Genomic DNA, 18233 nt, shown 5'->3' on the forward strand with positions numbered 1-18233 from the left:
CGAGCCGGCCGCAGCTGCTTCTCGGCCGCCTGCGCGTCAGGTGCGGGTGGCGGCCAGCCGCAGCTGCTCCTCCTCCACGAGACGGCGGGCGAGCCGGCCGTCCGACACGTCGACCGCGTCCGGGGTCGCCTCCGCCACGTCGCTGCGGCGCGCGTAGGCGTCGAACAGCCGGTCCTTGTTCTTCAGGATCTCCAACAGCCGCTCGTCCACGCTGTCCGCGGCGAGGAGGCGGTGCACCTGGACCGTGCGGACCTGGCCCATGCGGTGGGCGCGGGCCACGGCCTGGTGCTCCAGGGTCGGCTTGACCTGCGGCTCGCAGAGGATCACCACGGACGCCGCCTGGAGGTTGAGGCCGACGCCGCCCGCCTCGATCTGGCAGAGCAGCACCGCGTGCCCGTCGGCCGCCGCGAACGCGTCGACCAGAAGCTGGCGGCGGGCGGCGGGCACCGATCCGGAGATCGGCCCGAACACGCGCTCGCCGAGGGCCTCGTGCACGGTGCCGAGCACGTCCCGGAAGTACGAGAACACGACCACCTTCAGTCCGTTCTCCGCCGCCTCCGTCACCAGCTCGCGCAGCCGCTGCAGCTTGGCGGACTGCTCCGCGTCGGCGTAGGCGGCCCGGCGCATCGCCATGAAGTTCCCCGCCTCGACCGCCCTGCGGTAGGCGTCCTGGTCCGCCGCGCCGAACTCCTCCCACTCGTCGACCTCCACGAGCGCGGGCAGTTCAGTGAGGACGTCCTGCTGGTTGCGGCGGAGGTAGGCGGGGGCGACCGACCTGCGGAACGCGTGCGGGCCCGCGACCGCGTCGCTGCCGTGGATCCCGGGCACCAGCTCGGGACGGAGATGGCGCACGAGGCTGCGGAACTCCCCGACCCGGTTCTCCATCGGCGTGCCCGTCAGGAACAGGACCCGGTCGCAGTGCGCGGTCCAGACGGCCACTGCTCTGGCCCGGCGGGTTTCCGGATTCTTCACGTAGTGCGCCTCGTCGACGACGAGCAGGCCGGGCCGGGCGCCGGGTACGGGGGCCGCGGGCGCCGCGTCGGCGGCCGTGGTCGCCTGCGCCGCGCCGGGTGCCGTGATCGCCTGCGCCGCGCCCGGTGCCGTGGCCGGCCGCGTGGCACCGGGCGCCGTGGCCCGCGCCGCGTCGGGTTTCGTGGTGCGCCGCGCTCTGCCGGGAGCCGGGATCCGTCGAGGTCCGCCGTGGGCCGGGACCGGTCGCGGGCCGCCGGGGGCCGGGACCGTGGTCTTCGCCGCGGCGTCCGGCCGGGGCAGGGTGTGCAGGACGTCGAAGGTGGTGACCGCGACCCCGCCGCGCTCGCACCACTCGGCGTACGCGTCCTGCCGGTCGGGGCCGTGCACCGGCAGGGCCCGCAGGGTGCTGCGGGAGCGGATCTCGCGCGTCCAGTTGATCAGCACGCTCGCGGGGCACACCACCAGGAAGTGGCTGTGCCCCTCCGTCGCGAGGTGGGCCAGCGCGGCGATGGCCTGCACCGTCTTGCCGAGCCCCATCTCGTCACCGAGCACGACCCGGCGCTGGGCCAGCGCGAAACGGGCACCGAAGGACTGGTAGCCGCGCAACGACACCCGGAGGTGGGTGTCGTCGAGCGCCTGCGCGTGCACCCGTTCGGCGACCTCCGACGGCAGGAAACCCTCGGCGGCCGCGACGTCGGGTGCCTGGTCCGACACCTCGGCGAGCTGGCTGTAGTAGTCGGCGGAGCGCAGCTCGAAGTCGACCCACGCCTCGATGTCGGAGGCCGGTTCGCGCAGCAGGTCCGCGGAGGCCTGGGCGAGCAGCAGCCGCAGGCCGCGTGCCCTCGCGTCGGCCGTCAGCTCGCGCAGCTCGGTCATCGCCGCGGTCGCGCTCTCGCGCCCGTGGCGTCCGGCGAGCGCCATGCGCAGCCGCCCGGCGGCCGGGCGGGCCGCGGGCAGCAGTGCGCCGAGCCGCTCGTCCAGCCGCCCGGCGGCGTCCACGGCGCGCCGCAGCTCCGGGCCGGCCTCGACGAGCCTGCGCAGCGCGACGACGAGAGCGGCGGTCCGCGGCTCGGGACGGTCCACGTCGATGCGCACGGAGACGGTCTCCTCGACCGCCCGGGCGATCTGGCGGGCGGCGGCGAGCGCCTGGTCGGCGGTCTGGGCGCCGACTCCGGGGATCTGCCGCAGTTCGTAGCGGCTCGCCTCGTGCACCGCCCGGACCGAGCCGAGGCCGGCCGCCTCGATCGCCGCGAGCCGCAGCCGGCCCTCGGTGACGTCCTTGAGCCGGGAGACGGGGATGGACTCCAGCTCGCCGGCGACGAGTTCGGCCCGGAGCGGCTCCAGCGCCGCCCGTACGGCTTCCCGTGCGCGGGTGTGGTCGGCGAGGACGGTGCGGGCGGCGTCGTACAGCCGCCCGCCCTCCGCGAGCAGGTCCCGGGCCCTGCGCCCCACGGGTGGTTCCTCCGGCCGCGGCCCCCCGGCCCGCTCCCGCGTACCGCCCGCGCCCGGCACCGCGGAAGCCCCGCCCGCCGTCCCGCCGCCACCCGCCATGACGCCCCTCGTGTGCTCGCCGCCTGCGCTGCCCGCCCGGATCCGCGCAGTCTTCCACGGAGGACTGACAGCGGGGACGACATCGGGGCGCGGGGGCGGGGTGCCGACAGCGGGAGGCCGGGGTCCGGAGCGGGTGCCGACAGCGGGAGGCCGGGGGCCGACGCGGGTGCCGACAGAGGCCCGGGGGCCGGAGCGGAGCCAGGGAGGCCGAGGAGAGCTGGTGGTCTGGGTCGTTCACGTGGGACACCGGTCCACCGGCTACGAGACCTGGATGCCTCTGATCCCACGTCAGAATATCCAGCACCCATCCAGCACGGTGACGACGAAGGGGCCGGACTCGACCAAGTCCGCCCCCTCCTGACCTGCACGCTTGACTCAACGACTAGCGCACAGCATGTGCATGACTACACGTTGAAGCGGAGCTCCACCACAACCAGTCCGACCTGCGGTTATGTGGGCGCATCCCAGCACCATCACAGCACGGGGTCTCGACAAAGTACAAAAAAATCGACACCGAGAACGCTACCCAACCCCCGTGGCTTCCGATGCACGTTCCCCGCTTAGTCGGCGGTGCCTGGCTCCACGACCCACTCGGCTTGCAGCCCGCTCACCGAAGCAATCATGTCGAAGTCGCCGTCGTAGTGCAGGACCGTGGCTCGGTGCCGCTCGGCAGTTGCCGCGATGAGGACATCGGCCAACGACAGCGCCCGGTGAAAGCCAACGTTCAGGGCCAGGGCTTGGATCTCAAGCGCCCGCTCGAACTCTTCGTCGTTGCAGGGCAGGTAGTCGAAGCCACGGAGCAGGGTGCGCAGCCGCAGCGCTTCGGGCTTTGCCCGCGCCGAGTACAGAACCTCGTACTCGGTCGGGGCGCACACTGCCAGGAGCCCATCGCGGTCCAGCACATCCAGCCGCGCCCGCACTGCCGGTTTACCTCGGCGGGCCAGCGCCGACTTGTCGATGAGGTAACGCTCCTTCACGCCGCCGAAGCCCCGCCTTCGCGCTTCAGCGAGCCGTCCGGATTCCGCGGCCCCGTCTTCGCCCGGATTTCCGCGAACGCGTCCTCGAACTCACCCTCGTCAATGGCATCGAACAGCTCCCGGCGCAGCCGCAGCCTCACCCCCTCCTCCATGGCCGCCCGCACTGCGGCGGCCTTCGTCTTCACCCCGTATACCCGCATCGCCTGCTCGACGATCTCCTCGTCCAGATCGATCACAGTCCTGGCCATCAGTCATCCCTCCACAGCCCAACGACCGAACAATGATATCAATTCTAAGCCACAAATGACATCGGCATGCTTGGATGCCCAGAGCACCTGGATCGGGGGCCGCAGCGACGTTGTCGCCGGCCCCATGGGCAACCTGGTACGACAGAAGGCACCGAAGGGCCACATCCGTTACTGCGGCAGCTGGACTCGTGGGGCAGCCGTATCGCCGGGGCCTCAGCGGAGTGAGCGATGAGGACGCGGAAGATCGCCGCCTCACCGTCCCAGTACCTAGCGTTCGCCTCAGCCTTGCAGTTCTCTCTCTAGGCTGTCGCGCGTAGAGAGCGCAGACAATGGGGCGGAACTAACGACTCACGCACGGCTCGTTCAGAAGCTCAAGGTGGCACCCGTTAACAGCACTCGCCCTACCAGACGATTCTGAGCACCCCAGCGCGGCCAGTGCACCGCCCGCCAGAGGCGCAACGACCTTCACCGATACAGCCTCGGAGTGCCTCAGACGCGACGCCTTCAGCCTCGTCGGCCAGGAGGTCGGAAGTGTTGGGCAGGGTGACTGCGCGAGGTTGAGGCTCACCAGCCTAGGGAAAGGCCGAGGCGCACCCAAGGCATGGGCGGTGTGGTCCCAGGAGCGGGACGACCTAGGACAAGGGCAGGTCACCTCCCAGCACTGAGCAGCTGCTGTTCCCAGCCCTCCTCCAGCATCGACGCGATCTGCCCGACCCTTACCAGGGCTTCGTCCGCCGCCTCGCCATCGAAGTCCCAGTCCGGAACGTTCCCTCGCCACTGGACGTCAACGTCATCGATCAACCGGTGCGCGAAGGAGTTGCGTCGTTTCCGAAGCCAGACCACATCCTCTTCAAGGGCTGCGGGGTCCAAAGCCTCCGACCACCGGATAGCGAACTCACGAGCCTTTCGCGTCAGGCCGGCCCGGTGTAGAGCCTCGTCGCCGGGCTGGTCCAAGATCTGATTCATGAGGGACTCAAGCGCGGCAACAGCAGCCACGATGATCACTCCAGCACTGATCTGCCGGATGTCCGAGTCCAGCATGAACACCGACTCATCGAGCGCCTCATCGGACTCGCCCTCCCAACCCTTGACCCTGTGCGTTCCAGCCGCACCTATCGCCCGCAACTCCGACAGTTCAAGGTCGACGTTGTTCTCGATCTTGCCGCTTAGCCAGGCGAGAGACGCGACTCGGTGCTCGAAGGAAATGAACTCGATGCGTGAGTGTCTACTGGAGAAGTTCTCCTCAGTGCGCGCGGGGATGTATATCCCCTCATCCACTCCGCCCAACGGTTCGCTCGGCTCTTCGAGCATGCGTAGCCCCCTTCACACCGGTTCAGATCAGCAAGCATTCCACGTGTTCAGTGCTGGATCATGACCACTCCGGAACTGGCGGGAACGCCCCGCCCAGATGGCTGTAGACACAGAAGAGCTGAGCTGTACGCCAGGTTCATCCCAGCGCGGGCAGCCCACCGGCATCCCAGCACGATCCCACAGCTATCCCAGCACGGGAAAAACTAAGAGCCCGACTCCGAAGAGCCGGACCCAATTTGACCTGCATGTTTGCCAGATCAGCGACGTGGTGACACGTCACCCGCTACACGTTGAAGCGGAACTCCACCACAAGGCTCTGACCTGCGGAAATGCAGGCGCATCCCAGCACCATCCCAGCACGGGAGCCGCGACAAAGTACAAGAAGATCCAATGGCGCCGAGACCACGCCGCCAGATGCGGGCTGCGCAGCATTCCACCCGATGTAATAGTTCCTGTACTAGACTGACGTCATGAAGTCACCCCGCCCCGGAGGCACGGAGAACATCTCCGTCTCGATGCCCTCGGAACTCCTCGGTGCTCTGCGCACGCGCACAGGCAAGCGCGGCGTGTCCGCGTACGTGACAGCGGCGGTCCGGCACCAACTGGCGATGGACGGCCTCGCCGAGATCGTGGCCGCCTACGAAGCCGAGCACGAACCGTTGAGCGAGGTCGAAGTCCAGGCCGCGCAACGCGAACTGTTCGGTGACGCACCGGCGCCGTACGCGTCCGGCGACAGCGCCGCATGAAGACACCCGCGGCCAGGTCCCTGGTTCTGGACTCCCAGGCACTGTCGCTGCTCCTGCGCAACGACCGCCAGATGGTCACCCGGATCGAGGCCGCACGGCGCGTAGGCGTGCCCGTCCTCGTGTCGGCCCTGACGGTGGTGGAGGCCGTCTACGGGAAGACAGATACCGCCCGGCTGCGTTGGATGCTCTCCAGGCTTCAAGTCCAAGACGTCACCCAGGCGGACAGTCTCACCGCGGTGCAGCTGCTGAGCGACGCCGGTGGCCTGCACGGCCACAAGTACGCCATCGATGCCCTCGTCGCCGCGATGGCGCTCCGCTCCCCGGCACCCGTCCTTGTGCTGACTTCGGACCGCGACGACTGGTCGAAACTGTGCGGCGACCGCGTACAGATCAAGGACGTCTGACCTCGGCGTCCACTCAGGTGGAATCCACCTGCTGATCGACCGCTGCTTCGTAGAAGGCGTCCGCGAGGGCGACGATGATCGAGTTGATAGCCGGCCCGTCGGTGAAGAAGTAGTCAGCCATCGTGTTGTGGGCGTCCTGGTTGTCTGCAACCGCCTCCGTAACGGCTGCTTGGAAGTCCTGCGACTCCACGAACTGCTTTCTGGAGTTCACCTGGGTCTGCTTGATCAGGTTCGGGTCGGCAAGCAACCGCTGGACGAGCCCCTGTACGAACTCCCTGACCTGGGACTCGGCGAACGATTCGGCGCCGAAGAGGTCGTTCATCTTGTCTATGACGACCTGGAGCGCAACGTACTTCGGATCCTTCTTCGCTCCCGTGCCGGCGGCACTGATGCCCTTCAGTTGCCCATCGCCGACGAGTGAGATGTCGACCGGGATCGCCTTGTTGTGCTTGACCCCGACCAGCACCACGTCGGAGAGGTCGATGTCGGCCGCCCAAGCGGACTCGGCGATGACTTTCTCCAGCAGGCGCAGGAAGATCGAGAGCATCTCCATGTAGGGGTCGCCGTAGTCGACGATCTGGGACATGAAGTCATAGAGGCGTATGTAGGTGGAGACATCCTTGCGGAAAAGGTCGAGCGCGTTGAGGGCGACCTTGTCCTCTTCCTCGATCGCCCGCGCGTAGCGGCGCCGGAAGTCGTGCTGCGCCGGGCCGATCGCCGCCGAGAGCGCGTTGTTACCCTTCCGCGTCACCCACAGCTCGGCGACCTTGCGGACGTCGCCCTCGGTGTAGATCCCGGCCTGGGCGAGCTTGGCAGCCAGGTGGACGACGACGTACGGATCGGTCTCGGTCTCCAGGGTCGCGTTCTTGAAGAACGGCTCGAAGGCCGCCTTGATGTCCTCGGGCTTATTGGCGAAGTCGATGACGAACGTCTTGCGCTTCTGCTCCCCACCAGCGGTGCGGTGGGTGCGGTTGAGCCGCGAGAGCGTCTGCACCGCGGTGACCCCCGACAGCTTCTTGTCGACGTACATCGCCGAGAGCAGGGGCTGGTCGAAGCCGGTCTGGAACTTGTTGGCGACCAGCATGATCTTGTACGTATCGCCCTTGAATGCGGCCGCCAGATCAGCCCCGGCGCCGGGGTTCATGTTGGCCTCGGTGAACTCGTCATCCTTCGACGGCTGCGGGCCCCAGTCGCTGTGCCAGGTCTCGTCCTCGGCCATCGTCACCCCGGCGGAAAAAGCGACCAGGGTGCGGTAGTTGTACGAGGCATCCTCGGTGCGACGCCTGGCGATGTAGGCGTCGATGGCCAGCTTGTACTTCACCGCGGACTTGCGCGAGTCGGTCACCACCATCGCCTTCGCCTTGCCTTCGAGGAGGTAGGCGACGTTGGCGTGGAAGTGCTCGACGATGATCTGCACCTTCTGGCTGATGTTCGTCGGGTGGAGTTGCACCCACCGCATCAGACCCTTGCGAGCGGCGGCCTCCTCGACCTCTCCCCCGTCACCGCTCTCGGCCCTGCCGGCGATCTTCAACGCGGTGTCGTAGGACTGATAGCCCTTGAGCACGTCGAGGATGTAGCCCTCCTCGATCGCCTGCTTCATCGAGTACAGGTGGAACTCGTGCGGCTTCCCGTCGGCGCCCTTGCGGCCGAAGAGTTCGAGGGTCTTGTTCTTCGGCGTCGCAGTGAAGGCGAAGTAGGAGATGTTCTCCGACTCGGCCCGCTCGGTCATCTCCGAGGCCAGGATCGACTCCACGTCGACCTCGCCGCCCTCCTCGATCTCCCTAACCTCCTCGGCTGTCAGCACCTGCTTCAGCTTCGAGGAGATCTGGCCCGACTGGGAGGAGTGTGCCTCATCGGCGATGACGGCGAACCGCTTGCCCTTCAGGCCGGCGTCGGTGCGCATCTCATCCAGCGCATGCGGGAAGGTCTGCACCGTCACCGCGATGATCAGCTCACCGTTCTTCAACGCCTGTGCCAGCAGACCCGACTTCGACTTCGCACCGGCCTTGCGGACGTCTTCGGGACTGATCGTCGCGACGATCTTGCCGGTGCCGTCGATCTGCCGGATCGCATCCTGCAGCTGGGAGTCGAGCACAGTACGGTCCACGACCACGATGACCGAGTCGAAGACCTTCCGATCATCGACATGCAGCCGGGCCAGCCGGTGGGCCGTCCAGGCGATGGTGTTCGTCTTCCCTGCATGTTTGCCAGATCAGCGACGTGGCGATACGTCACCCGCTACACGTTGAAGCGGAACTCCACCACGTCGCCGTCCTGCATCACGTAGTCCTTGCCCTCCATGCGTGCCTTGCCCTTGGCGCGGGCCTCGGCGACCGAGCCGGTCTCGACGAGGTCGTGGAAGGAGATGACTTCCGCCTTGATGAAGCCCTTCTGGAAGTCCGTGTGGATGACTCCCGCGGCCTCGGGGGCGGTGGCGCCCTTCTTGATGGTCCAGGCGCGGGATTCCTTCGGGCCGGCCGTCAGGTAGGTCTGCAGGCCGAGGGTGGCGAAGCCGACGCGGGCCAGGGTGGTGAGGCCCGGCTCCTCCGCGCCGACGGACTGGAGGAGCTCCATCGCGTCCTCCTCGTCGAGCTCGGCGAGGTCCTGCTCCAGCTTGGCGTTCAGGAAGATCGCCTCGGCGGGGGCCACCAGGGCGCGCTGCTCGGCCTTGAAGTCCTCGTCGACCAGCTCGTCCTCGTCCACGTTGAAGACGTAGAGGAACGGCTTGGTGGTCAGCAGGTGCAGGTCGTGGAGGAGTTCCTCGTTGCCGGAGCCCTGGACGATGCCCGCCGAGAAGAGCGTGTCGCCCCGCTCCAGGATCTCCTTGGCCTCCTCGACCGCCTTGACCTTCGGCGCGACGTCCTTCTTGATGCGCGACTCCTTCTGGAGGCGCGGCAGGACCTTCTCGATGGTCTGGAGGTCCGCGAGGATCAGCTCGGTGTTGATGGTCTCGATGTCGTCCTTGGGCGAGACCTTGCCGTCGACGTGGACGACGTTCTCGTCCTTGAAGGCGCGGATGACCTGGCAGATCGCGTCGGACTCACGGATGTTCGCGAGGAACTTGTTGCCCAGGCCCTCACCCTCCGAGGCGCCCTTCACGATGCCCGCGATATCGACGAAGTCGACGGTCGCCGGCAGGACGCGCTGCGAGGCGAAGATCTCGGCCAGCTTCGTGAGACGGGGGTCGGGGACACCGACCACGCCCACGTTCGGCTCGATCGTGGCGAACGGGTAGTTGGCCGCCAGCACGTCGTTCTTGGTCAGGGCGTTGAACAGGGTCGACTTGCCGACATTGGGCAGACCGACGATTCCGATCGTGAGCGACACGTTGCGACTTCCCGTACGTGAGGATGGGCGGCAGGGCCTGCGTGGTGAGCGGGCCGATCCACCAGTCTACGGCGTGCGGGGCTTCGCACCGGCGACGTATCGAACGCATGGCCAAGGTCTGCCTGTCGGCGTGTCCCAGGAGCCATTCCACACATAAAACGACCTAAGTTGGTCCGGTGGAGCAACACAGGACGCGCCCCCCGCAGCCCAGAACCCGACGCGGCACGCCCCTGCCCCCGCAGACGGGGCGGGGCGGCATCGCCGCGGGCCGGCCCGGCCGGGCACCGTCCGCGGGGCGGGGTGCCGCCGTACCGCGCGGTGCGGCCGCCGCCCGGGGCGGAAACGGTGTGCAGCGGGGTGCCCCGGGCGCCCGCCGCCCCGTGTCCCCCCTGGTGCAGGCGGTACGGCGGATGCCGAACCCCCGGCTCACCGGGCTCGGCAGCGGGCTGTTCTGCGGTGCGCTGATGTTCGCGCTCGCCTGCCTCGACCAGTTGCTGTTCGGGGCGTCCCTGACGGTGTACGGCGTGCTGTTCCTGCCGGTGTGCGCGGTGACGGCCGTGTGGGTGCGGCGGGGTGACCTCGTCACCGCGCCGGTCGTCGTGCCGATCGCGTTCGCCTTCGGGCTGCTGCCGGTCGCCGACGGGGGCGGGGGCTTCGGCGGGCATCTGATGGGGCTCGTCACCGCGCTCGCCACGCAGGCGGGCTGGCTGTACGGCGGGACACTGGTCGCGGGGCTCATCGCGACCGTGCGCAAGGCACGCCTCATGACACGGCGGGCCGCCCAGCGCCGCTCCCAGCCCCCGCGAGCGGCGATGGCCCCGCCCCGCCGCCGCCCGACCGCGTGACCGCGGGGACCGCCCTGCGGTCCCCGCACTCCTCGAACTCCGGCCCGGTCATCGAGTGACAGCAGCTCCTCAGCGGCGGCCTCGGCGGAGCCGACACGGCGGGGCGGCACAGCACCCGCGTGCCACCCGGGCGGCGCCGACCGCGCCGCCCGCCCGCCCAGGGCACTCCCCCGGCGGGCCCGCTACGCGTGCTCGGCCGCCCGCATCGCCGCGCCGACGATGCCCGCGTTGTTCTGCAGGGCCGCCGGGAGCATCTCCGCCTTGATGTCCTCGATCAGCGGCAGGAACTTCTGGGCCTTGCGGCTGACCCCGCCGCCGATGATGAACAGGTCGGGCGAGAACAGCATCTCGACGTGCGCCAGGTACTTCTGGACGCGGGACGCCCAGTGCTCCCAGCTGAGGTCGTGGTCCTCCTTCGCCTTGGTGGAGGCGCGCTTCTCGGCGTCGTGGCCGTGCAGCTCCAGGTGGCCGAGCTCGGTGTTCGGCACGAGGGCGCCGTCGATGAACAGGGCGCTGCCGATGCCCGTGCCGAAGGTGAGCATGATGACCGTGCCCCGGCGGTCGCGGCCCTGGCCGAAGCGCATCTCGGCGACTCCCGCGGCATCCGCGTCGTTCAGCACGGTCACCGGGAGGCCGCCGAGCCGGTCGCCGAGCAGGGCACGGGCGTCCGTGTCGATCCAGCGCTTGTCCACATTGGCGGCCGTACGGATCGTGGAGCCGCCGGTGACCACCCCCGGGAAGGTGATGCCGACGGGGCCGGTCCAGCCGAAGTGGTCCACGACCTCCTTCACGCCGTCCGCCACCGCGTCGGGCGTGGCCGGGTGCGGGGTCAGCACCTTGTGACGCTCCTGGGTCAGCTCACCCTTGTCGAGGTCCACCGGGGCACCCTTGATCCCCGACCCGCCGATGTCCACACCGAAGATCTGCATGGCTCTACGTTACGTCGTACGACTGACAGTCACTCCGCGCCCCCGTGATCCACCGGGAACCTTCACGTGCGCGTGGTGCGCTCCGCGACCAGGGCCGCCGCCTCCGCGCGCAGGTCGCGGCGCAGCTCCTTCGGCAGCGAGAAGGTGATGGACTCCTCGGCGGCCTTGACGAGCTCGACGTCCTCGAAGCCGTGGCCGGCGAGCCGCTCCAGGACCTGCTCGACCAGCACCTCGGGGACGGAGGCACCCGAGGTGACGCCGACGGTCGTGACGCCGTCCAGCCAGGCGTCGTCGATCTCGTCGGCGAAGTCCACCAGGTACGCCTCGCGCGAGCCCGCGAGCTTGGCGACCTCGACGAGCCGCTTGGAGTTGGAGGAGTTGCGGGAGCCGACCACGATGACCAGCTCGGCCTCGGCGCCCATCTGCTTCACGGCGAGCTGACGGTTCTGCGTGGCGTAGCAGATGTCGTCGCTGGGCGGGGAGATGAGCTGCGGGAACTTCTCCTTCAGCGCGTCGACGGTCTCCATGGTCTCGTCGACCGAGAGCGTGGTCTGGGAGAGCCAGACGACCTTGGAGGGGTCGCGGACCTCGACCTTGGCTACGTCCTCGGGGCCGTCGACGAGGGTGATGTGGTCGGGCGCCTCTCCGGAGGTGCCGATGACCTCCTCGTGCCCCTCGTGTCCGATCAGCAGGATGTCGAAGTCGTCACCGGCGAACCGGACCGCTTCCTTGTGGACCTTGGTGACCAGCGGGCAGGTCGCGTCGATGGTGGCGAGCTTGCCCCGCGCCGCCTCGTCGTGGACGGCCGGGGCGACGCCGTGCGCCGAGAACATCACGATGGACCCCTCGGGGACCTCCGCCGTCTGCTCGACGAAGATGGCGCCCTTCTTCTCCAGGGTCTGCACCACGTACTTGTTGTGCACGATCTCGTGCCGGACGTAGATGGGGGCCCCGTACTGCTCCAGGGCCTTCTCGACGGCGATCACGGCGCGGTCCACGCCCGCGCAGTAGCCACGGGGGGCGGCGAGCAGGACACGGCGGCCAGACGAAGCGGTCATGCAGACCATCGTAAGGCCGCGCCCGGCAGGTCGAAGATCGCCTCCTTGGGGAGACTGGGGTCGAACGGCGAGGGGCGGGGCCGCCGCGACGCTCGGGAGGCACGGATGTCCGACACGCAGACCAAGCCCGGCGCGGCGGGTGACGCCGGTGGGGACGGCGCGCTGCGGCGCAGTCTGGGCTTCCGGGACCTGGTGGTCTACGGGCTGCTGTTCATCGCCCCGATGGCGCCCGTCGGCATCTTCGGCACTCTGGACGCGAGGTCGCACGGCGCGGTCGCGCTGGTGTACGTCGTCGCCACGGTCGCGATGGCGTTCACCGCGTTCAGCTACGCCCAGATGGTGCGGGTGGTCCCGCAGGCGGGTTCGGTGTTCGCCTACGCGCGCGCGGGTCTCGGCAGCGGGGCGGGGTTCATCGCCGGTTGGATGGCGATGCTGGACTATCTGCTGATCCCGGCGGTCGCCTACCTGTTCTCGGGGATCGCGATGAACGCCCTGGTCCCGGACGTCTCCCGGTGGGTGTGGACCGCGCTCGCCGTCGTCCTCACGACGCTGCTGAACCTGTGGGGCGTACGGATCGCGGCCCGGGTGGGCTTCCTGGTGCTCGCGATGGAGATCGTGGTCCTGCTCGTCTTCGTCGTCTCCGCGGTCGTCGTCCTCGCGCGCGAGGGGGCCGAGCGCGGCTGGCTGTCCCCGCTGTCCGGCGACGGCTCGCAGGGGGCGTTCGCGCTGTCGGCGGTCATCGGCGCCGTCTCGGTCGCGGTCCTGTCGTATCTGGGCTTCGACGCGATCGCCTCCTTCGCCGAGGAGGTCACGGGCGGTTCGCACAAGGTGGCCAGGGCGGTGCTGTTCTGTCTGGCGCTTGCGGGTGTGCTCTTCGTGGCGCAGACGTATCTGGTGGCGCTCCTGGAGCCGGTGTCGTCCGCCGAGCTTGCCGCCGACCCGGCCGGGCAGGGGTCGGCCTTCTACGACGCGGTGGACTCCTCCGTGGGCGGCTGGCTGCACAACCTGGTGGCCGTGAGCAAGGCGATCGGGGCGGCGTTCGCGGCCCTCGCCGGGCAGGCGGCGGCCGGGCGGCTGCTGTTCGCGATGTCCCGCGACCGGCGGCTGCCGCGGGCGCTGTCGAGGACGGACGCCGGGGTGCCGCGGGCGGCGCTGCTGTGCGCGGCCGTCATCACGCTGGTCGCCGCGGTGTGGGCGGCGCGGCGCGACGACGGTCTCGACCACCTGGTGTCGGTGGTCGACATCGGCGCGCTGACCGCCTTCACGCTGCTGCACGCGAGCGTGGTGGGCTGGTTCGCCCTGCGCGGCAGCGGTCCGGTCATCTGGTGGCGGCACGTCCTGATGCCGGCCGTCGGCGCCGCGATCACCGTCGCGGTGATCGTGGAGGCGTCGCGGACGGCGCAGGTGGTGGGGGCGGTCTGGCTGGCGGTCGGGCTGGGGGTGCTGGTGGGGCAGCGGGGGCGGGCGGTTCCGTCCGACGGGTGAGGCGGGCGGGGCCGGAGCGCTCCGGGGTTTGTGGTGTCCGCTTCCGGGGGCGCCTGATCTCCGGGAGGTGGGGCGGGGACGTGCCGGTACATCCGCCCGTTGCATGCCGGGCGGCACCCTGCGTCGTGCGGGTGCCGTGGGATGTTCGCCCGACCTGCAACAGGCATCTGATGTACCGGCACGATCCCTCCCGCCGGAGGGCGACTGCGGGTGCGGACACCGGCAGGACCCGGACAGGTGGGCGGGGGCGCGGCAGCTGCGGGTGCGGGTTGAGGGGTGGGCGGCCGGCTGGGCGGTGTTGTCATCGGTGGCCGTTACGCTCGGCACATGGCTCTGAACACGTCCGCGGACGCACCGCTGCCCGTCGGTGAGGTGTCCCGGCTCATCGGGGGGTGGATCGACCGGCTCGGCGCGGTGTGGGTCGAGGGGCAGATCACCCAGCTGTCACGGCGCCCCGGTGCGGGCGTCGTCTTCCTGACGCTGCGCGACCCGTCGCACGACATCTCGGTGGGCGTCACCTGCTACCGACAGGTGTTCGACTCGGTGGCCGACGTGGTGAGCGAGGGCGCGCGCGTGGTCGTCCTCGCCAAGCCCGAGTGGTACGCGCCGCGGGGGCAGCTGTCGCTGCGGGCCGCAGAGATCAGGCCGGTGGGCGTCGGCGAGCTGCTCGCCCGGCTGGAGCAGCTGAAGAAGTCCCTGGCGGCCGAGGGGCTGTTCGCGGCCGCACGCAAGAAGGCCCTGCCGTTCCTGCCGCAGCTGATCGGACTCGTCTGCGGGCGGGCCTCGGCGGCCGAGCGGGACGTGCTGGAGAACGCGCGGCACCGCTGGCCGGCCGTCCGTTTCGAGGTCCGCAACGTCCCCGTGCAGGGGGTGCACGCGGTACCCCAGGTCGTCCAGGCCGTGAAGGAGCTGGACGCGCGCGACGACGTGGACGTGATCATCGTGGCGCGCGGCGGCGGCAGCGTGGAGGACCTGCTGCCCTTCTCGGACGAGCAGCTCGTACGGACCGTGGCGTCCTGCCGTACGCCGGTCGTGTCCGCGATCGGGCACGAGCCCGACACCCCGCTCCTCGACTACGTGGCCGACCTGCGCGCGTCCACCCCGACCGACGCCGCGAAGAAGGTCGTCCCGGACGTCGGCGAGGAGTACGAGCGGGTGCAGTTCCTGCGCGACCGGGCGCGGCGTGCCGTCCAGTCCTTCGTCGACCGCGAGGAGCGCGGCCTCGCGCACGCGCTGGCCCGGCCCTCGATAGAGGACCCGCACCGGATGGTCGACGAGCGGGCGGACCAGGTCGCCTCGCTGCTGGACCGCGGCCGGCGCTGTCTCGGGCACCAGCTCGACCGCGCGGACTCCGAGCTGACGCACACGCACGCGCGCGTGGTGGCCCTCTCCCCCGCCGCCACCCTCAAGCGGGGATACGCGGTGCTGCAGAAGTCCGACGGTCATGTGGTCCGCGCGCCGGACGAGGTCGCGGCGGACGAGCCGCTGCGGGCGCGGGTCGCCGAGGGTGAATTCACGGTACGAGTCGATGCATAGGGTGGACGCATGACCAGCAAGGTGGACGAGGCTCTCGGGTACGAGCAGGCGCGGGACGAACTGATCGAGGTCGTCCGGCGCCTGGAGGCGGGCGGCACGACCCTGGAGGAGTCCCTGGCGCTCTGGGAGCGGGGCGAGGAGCTGGCGAAGGTGTGCCGGCGCTGGCTGGACGGGGCCCGGGCGCGCCTGGACGCCGCCCTCGCGGAGGAGAGCGACGGCGAGGACGGGGCGGACGGGGAGTAGTCGCCCCGGCACCGCCTCGGGAAGCGGCCCCGACAGCACAGGGGGTGGCCCTGACATCGCAGGGAGCGGCCCCCGACACTCCGAGATTGCCCTGCCATCTCGGGAAGCGGCCCCCGCACCTCGGAGAGTGGCCCGGCATCACCTCACTGATGTGAAGCAGATCACGACGGCCCCGTTTTTGTTGAACTTTGAACTTCTCGGTCGTACTGTCGTTCCCGCAAGCCGGTCCACCGGATCGGACGCACGTCTCGAGAAGGTTCTCCCCATGTCTCTCGTCCTTGACCCCGCCGCCCAGGACCTGCTGTTCCGCGAGGCCCGCACCGCGAACACGTTCACCGACGAGCCGGTGACCGACGAGCAGGTGCAGGCGATCTACGACCTGGTCAAGTACGGCCCGACCGCCTTCAACCAGTCGCCGCTGCGCATCACCCTGGTCCGCTCCGCCGAGGCCCGCGAGCGCCTGGTCCCGCTCATGGCCGAGGGCAACCGGCCGAAGACGGCCTCCGCCCCGCTGGTCGCGATCCTCGCCGCGGACAACGAGTTCCACGAGGAGCTGCCGCAGCTCTTCCCGCACTTCCCGCAGGCCAAGGACGCGTTCTTCTCCGAGCGCCCGGCCCGTGAGGGTGCCGCCGCGCTCAACGCCGCCCTCCAGGCCGCGTACTTCATCATCGGCGTCCGCGCCGCCGGTCTCGCCGCGGGCCCGATGACCGGCTTCGACTTCGCCGGTGTCCAGAAGGAGTTCCTGGACGGCGACCACACCCCGTTGATGATCGTCAACATCGGCAGGCCGGGCGAGGACGCCTGGTTCCCCCGCTCCCCGCGCCTGGCGCCGGACGAGGTCATCACGACCGTCTGATCCCCGCGCAGCAGCCAGAAGGGCCCCCGGCAGCACGCCGCGGGCCCTTCTCGTGCTCTCGGAGGCGTTACGAAGTCCGCAGGGCCCTGGCCATCTCGGCGAGCCGGTCGAACGACGCCGTGCCGGTCACCACCGTCGTGGCGCCCTTCTCCTTCAGCACGAGCGCGTCGTACTTGACGCCCTCGTAGCGCTGCCACGTCCGGTCGCCGATGCGCTGGGTCCTCGACGTGTCCCGGGCGTCCTGACTGGCGTCGGCGATGAAGACGGCCGGCCGCTGCGTGGACTGCTCCACCGCCACGTACTCGCCGTCCGGGGCGCGGTAGCCCAGGTGCCAGGCGTCGAACCTGTCGCCCCGGAACCGCACGGACGTCGCCTTCCAGTCCGCCGCCAGACCTTTCGGAGCCGCCACCGGGTAGCTCGCGGCGCGGCGGGCCGTGCTCAGCTCGACGGCGTAGTCGACGCGCTTGACCGGGGGCTCGGAGTCGTCGTGCGGGATGAAGATGTAGATGAAGCCCGCGACCAGCCCGATGAAGCCCAGGGACAGAATCATGTCCCGGACCGTCTGCTTGCCTTTCATACCTGCCACGCCCCCTATCGTCGCAGGTGCAGTGGCCTGCTCATCCGTGGGGCCCCCTGCTCATTCTGTCCGCCTGACGATAGAGTCGGGGCACACCCTCATCCGGCCGTCGTCGTATCAGAAAGGTGCGCTCCGATGACCGAGCATCACTTGCCGTCCGAACTCGAGGTCCCGTCCGAGGCCCCCGACCGCAACCTGGCCCTGGAACTCGTCCGGGTCACCGAAGCAGCCGCGATGGCCGCGGGCCGCTGGGTCGGCCGCGGTGACAAGAACGGCGCCGACGGCGCCGCCGTACGAGCCATGCGGACCCTCGTCTCCACCGTCTCCATGAACGGCGTTGTCGTCATCGGCGAGGGGGAGAAGGACGAAGCCCCGATGCTCTTCAACGGGGAGCGCGTGGGCGACGGGACCGGCGCCGAGTGCGACATCGCCGTCGACCCGATCGACGGGACCACGCTGACCGCGAAGGGCATGACCAACGCGATCGCGGTGCTGGCCGCCGCCGACCGCGGCACCATGTTCGACCCGTCCGCCGTCTTCTACATGGACAAGCTGGTCACCGGCCCCGAGGCCGCCGACTTCGTCGACATCAACGCCCCCGTGTCCGTGAACATCCGCCGGGTCGCCAAGGCCAAGCGGGTCACGCCCGAGGACGTCACCGTCGTCATCCTGGACCGGCCGCGCCACGACGGGATCATCAAGGAGATCCGGGAGACCGGCGCCCGCATCAAGCTGATCTCCGACGGCGACGTCGCGGGCTCGATCCTGGCGCTGCGCGAGGGCACCGGCATCGACCTGCTGCTCGGCATCGGCGGCACGCCCGAGGGCATCATCTCGGCCTGCGCCGTCAAGTGCCTCGGCGGCACCATCCAGGGCAAGCTGTGGCCCAAGGACGACGAGGAGCGCGAGCGGGCCGTCGGCGCGGGCCACGACCTCGACCGCGTCCTCCTCACGGACGACCTGGTCTCCGGCGAGAACGTCTTCTTCGTCGCGACCGGCATCACGGACGGCGAGCTGCTGCGCGGGGTGCGCTACCGCGCGGAGACCGCCACGACCGAGTCGATCGTGATGCGCTCCAAGTCCGGGACGGTCCGCCAGATCACGTCTGAGCACCGGCTGAGCAAGCTGCGTGCGTACAGCGCGATCGACTTCGACCGCGCCAAGTAGC

Annotated in this window: 17 protein-coding genes and 1 pseudogene; 8 read left to right on the top strand and 10 right to left on the bottom strand. The window is 69.7% G+C overall.

The annotated features are described in order from the left end of the window. Positions 1 to 36: 36 nt before the first annotated feature. The 4 genes from AC069T_RS27540 to AC069T_RS27555 all read right to left on the bottom strand — a co-directional run bounded on the left by AC069T_RS27540 (position 37) and on the right by AC069T_RS27555 (position 5059). Positions 37 to 2523, bottom strand: a complete 2487-nt coding sequence (locus AC069T_RS27540) for a DEAD/DEAH box helicase (RefSeq protein ID WP_478785299.1) — start codon at positions 2521 to 2523, stop codon at positions 37 to 39. Between the two features lie 560 nt (positions 2524 to 3083). Continuing rightward, positions 3084 to 3500 carry a PIN domain-containing protein gene (locus AC069T_RS27545; protein WP_478785300.1) on the bottom strand — a complete coding sequence of 139 codons (417 nt, stop codon included), beginning with the start codon at positions 3498 to 3500 and terminating at the stop codon, positions 3084 to 3086. Continuing rightward, complete coding sequence (locus AC069T_RS27550) at positions 3497 to 3748, bottom strand: type II toxin-antitoxin system VapB family antitoxin (RefSeq protein ID WP_478785301.1); 252 nt, start codon at positions 3746 to 3748, stop codon at positions 3497 to 3499. Before AC069T_RS27550 ends, AC069T_RS27545 begins: the two co-directional genes overlap by 4 nt. A 648-nt stretch (positions 3749 to 4396) precedes the next feature. Continuing rightward, positions 4397 to 5059: a hypothetical protein gene (locus AC069T_RS27555; RefSeq protein ID WP_478785302.1), complete on the bottom strand. Its 663-nt coding sequence runs from the start codon at positions 5057 to 5059 to the stop codon at positions 4397 to 4399. Positions 5060 to 5529: 470 nt separating this feature from the next. Between AC069T_RS27555 and AC069T_RS27560 the strand changes: the two genes are divergently transcribed. Both AC069T_RS27560 and AC069T_RS27565 read left to right on the top strand, forming a co-directional pair. Next, positions 5530 to 5805, top strand: a complete 276-nt coding sequence (locus AC069T_RS27560) for a hypothetical protein (protein ID WP_478785303.1) — start codon at positions 5530 to 5532, stop codon at positions 5803 to 5805. Continuing rightward, the gene (locus AC069T_RS27565; protein ID WP_478785304.1) at positions 5802 to 6209 is read left to right on the top strand and encodes a PIN domain-containing protein; all 408 of its coding nucleotides are present in this window, start codon (positions 5802 to 5804) and stop codon (positions 6207 to 6209) included. Before AC069T_RS27560 ends, AC069T_RS27565 begins: the two co-directional genes overlap by 4 nt. Positions 6210 to 6222: 13 nt before the next feature. On the opposite strand, the gene AC069T_RS27570 is transcribed toward AC069T_RS27565, so the two are convergent. From AC069T_RS27570 to ychF, 3 genes and pseudogenes are all read right to left on the bottom strand, one after another. Beyond that, positions 6223 to 7668, bottom strand: a complete 1446-nt coding sequence (locus tag AC069T_RS27570; RefSeq protein ID WP_478785345.1) for a type I restriction enzyme subunit R domain-containing protein — start codon at positions 7666 to 7668, stop codon at positions 6223 to 6225. Between the two features lie 111 nt (positions 7669 to 7779). Continuing rightward, positions 7780 to 8397: pseudogene (locus AC069T_RS27575) on the bottom strand (DEAD/DEAH box helicase family protein); the annotation flags it as partial. 50 nt (positions 8398 to 8447) lie between these two features. Further along, positions 8448 to 9536 (bottom strand): redox-regulated ATPase YchF, encoded by a 1089-nt coding sequence (ychF, locus tag AC069T_RS27580; protein WP_358850281.1) that lies wholly within the window; start codon positions 9534 to 9536, stop codon positions 8448 to 8450. 176 nt (positions 9537 to 9712) lie between these two features. On the opposite strand from ychF, the gene AC069T_RS27585 reads away from it, so the two are divergent. Then, entirely contained in the window at positions 9713 to 10381 is a 669-nt protein-coding gene (locus AC069T_RS27585; RefSeq protein ID WP_478785305.1) for a DUF6542 domain-containing protein, read from the top strand. 182 nt (positions 10382 to 10563) lie between these two features. On the opposite strand, the gene ppgK is transcribed toward AC069T_RS27585, so the two are convergent. Then, positions 10564 to 11310, bottom strand: a complete 747-nt coding sequence (gene ppgK, locus AC069T_RS27590) for a polyphosphate--glucose phosphotransferase (protein WP_478785306.1) — start codon at positions 11308 to 11310, stop codon at positions 10564 to 10566. A 62-nt stretch (positions 11311 to 11372) separates the two neighbouring features. Beyond that, positions 11373 to 12377: a 4-hydroxy-3-methylbut-2-enyl diphosphate reductase gene (locus AC069T_RS27595; RefSeq protein WP_478785307.1), complete on the bottom strand. Its 1005-nt coding sequence runs from the start codon at positions 12375 to 12377 to the stop codon at positions 11373 to 11375. 96 nt (positions 12378 to 12473) lie between these two features. On the opposite strand from AC069T_RS27595, the gene AC069T_RS27600 reads away from it, so the two are divergent. The 4 genes from AC069T_RS27600 (at position 12474) to AC069T_RS27615 (ending at position 16488) form a co-directional block, all read left to right on the top strand. Then, positions 12474 to 13853 carry an APC family permease gene (locus AC069T_RS27600; protein ID WP_478785308.1) on the top strand — a complete coding sequence of 460 codons (1380 nt, stop codon included), beginning with the start codon at positions 12474 to 12476 and terminating at the stop codon, positions 13851 to 13853. Between the two features lie 327 nt (positions 13854 to 14180). Beyond that, positions 14181 to 15389 (top strand): exodeoxyribonuclease VII large subunit, encoded by a 1209-nt coding sequence (gene xseA / locus AC069T_RS27605; protein ID WP_478785309.1) that lies wholly within the window; start codon positions 14181 to 14183, stop codon positions 15387 to 15389. Between the two features lie 9 nt (positions 15390 to 15398). Beyond that, positions 15399 to 15632 carry an exodeoxyribonuclease VII small subunit gene (locus tag AC069T_RS27610; protein ID WP_476752484.1) on the top strand — a complete coding sequence of 78 codons (234 nt, stop codon included), beginning with the start codon at positions 15399 to 15401 and terminating at the stop codon, positions 15630 to 15632. A gap of 265 nt (positions 15633 to 15897) precedes the next feature. Further along, the gene (locus tag AC069T_RS27615; protein ID WP_478785310.1) at positions 15898 to 16488 is read left to right on the top strand and encodes a malonic semialdehyde reductase; all 591 of its coding nucleotides are present in this window, start codon (positions 15898 to 15900) and stop codon (positions 16486 to 16488) included. 67 nt (positions 16489 to 16555) lie between these two features. On the opposite strand, the gene AC069T_RS27620 is transcribed toward AC069T_RS27615, so the two are convergent. Beyond that, positions 16556 to 17074, bottom strand: coding sequence for a DUF4245 domain-containing protein (locus AC069T_RS27620; protein WP_478785311.1), 519 nt, complete (start codon positions 17072 to 17074; stop codon positions 16556 to 16558). Between the two features lie 126 nt (positions 17075 to 17200). Between AC069T_RS27620 and glpX the strand changes: the two genes are divergently transcribed. Then, complete coding sequence (gene glpX / locus AC069T_RS27625; protein ID WP_476752486.1) at positions 17201 to 18232, top strand: class II fructose-bisphosphatase; 1032 nt, start codon at positions 17201 to 17203, stop codon at positions 18230 to 18232. The last annotated feature ends 1 nt before the right edge of the window (position 18233 follow it).

The sequence above is a fragment of the Streptomyces sp. NPDC043867 genome, from assembly GCF_056435845.1.

Bases quoted from the DNA above. Each gene is read 5' to 3' on its own strand.
- AC069T_RS27540 (WP_478785299.1), bottom strand. From the start codon at position 2,523: ATGGCGGGTGGCGGCGGGACGGCGGGCGGGGCTTCCGCGGTGCCGGGC.
- AC069T_RS27550 (WP_478785301.1), bottom strand. From the start codon at position 3,748: ATGGCCAGGACTGTGATCGATCTGGACGAGGAGATCGTCGAGCAGGCG.
- AC069T_RS27555 (WP_478785302.1), bottom strand. From the start codon at position 5,059: ATGCTCGAAGAGCCGAGCGAACCGTTGGGCGGAGTGGATGAGGGGATA.
- AC069T_RS27560 (WP_478785303.1), top strand. From the start codon at position 5,530: ATGAAGTCACCCCGCCCCGGAGGCACGGAGAACATCTCCGTCTCGATG.
- AC069T_RS27565 (WP_478785304.1), top strand. From the start codon at position 5,802: ATGAAGACACCCGCGGCCAGGTCCCTGGTTCTGGACTCCCAGGCACTG.
- AC069T_RS27570 (WP_478785345.1), bottom strand. From the start codon at position 7,668: ATGCGGTGGGTGCAACTCCACCCGACGAACATCAGCCAGAAGGTGCAG.
- ppgK (WP_478785306.1), bottom strand. From the start codon at position 11,310: ATGCAGATCTTCGGTGTGGACATCGGCGGGTCGGGGATCAAGGGTGCC.
- AC069T_RS27595 (WP_478785307.1), bottom strand. From the start codon at position 12,377: ATGGTCTGCATGACCGCTTCGTCTGGCCGCCGTGTCCTGCTCGCCGCC.
- AC069T_RS27600 (WP_478785308.1), top strand. From the start codon at position 12,474: ATGTCCGACACGCAGACCAAGCCCGGCGCGGCGGGTGACGCCGGTGGG.
- xseA (WP_478785309.1), top strand. From the start codon at position 14,181: ATGGCTCTGAACACGTCCGCGGACGCACCGCTGCCCGTCGGTGAGGTG.
- AC069T_RS27610 (WP_476752484.1), top strand. From the start codon at position 15,399: ATGACCAGCAAGGTGGACGAGGCTCTCGGGTACGAGCAGGCGCGGGAC.
- AC069T_RS27615 (WP_478785310.1), top strand. From the start codon at position 15,898: ATGTCTCTCGTCCTTGACCCCGCCGCCCAGGACCTGCTGTTCCGCGAG.
- glpX (WP_476752486.1), top strand. From the start codon at position 17,201: ATGACCGAGCATCACTTGCCGTCCGAACTCGAGGTCCCGTCCGAGGCC.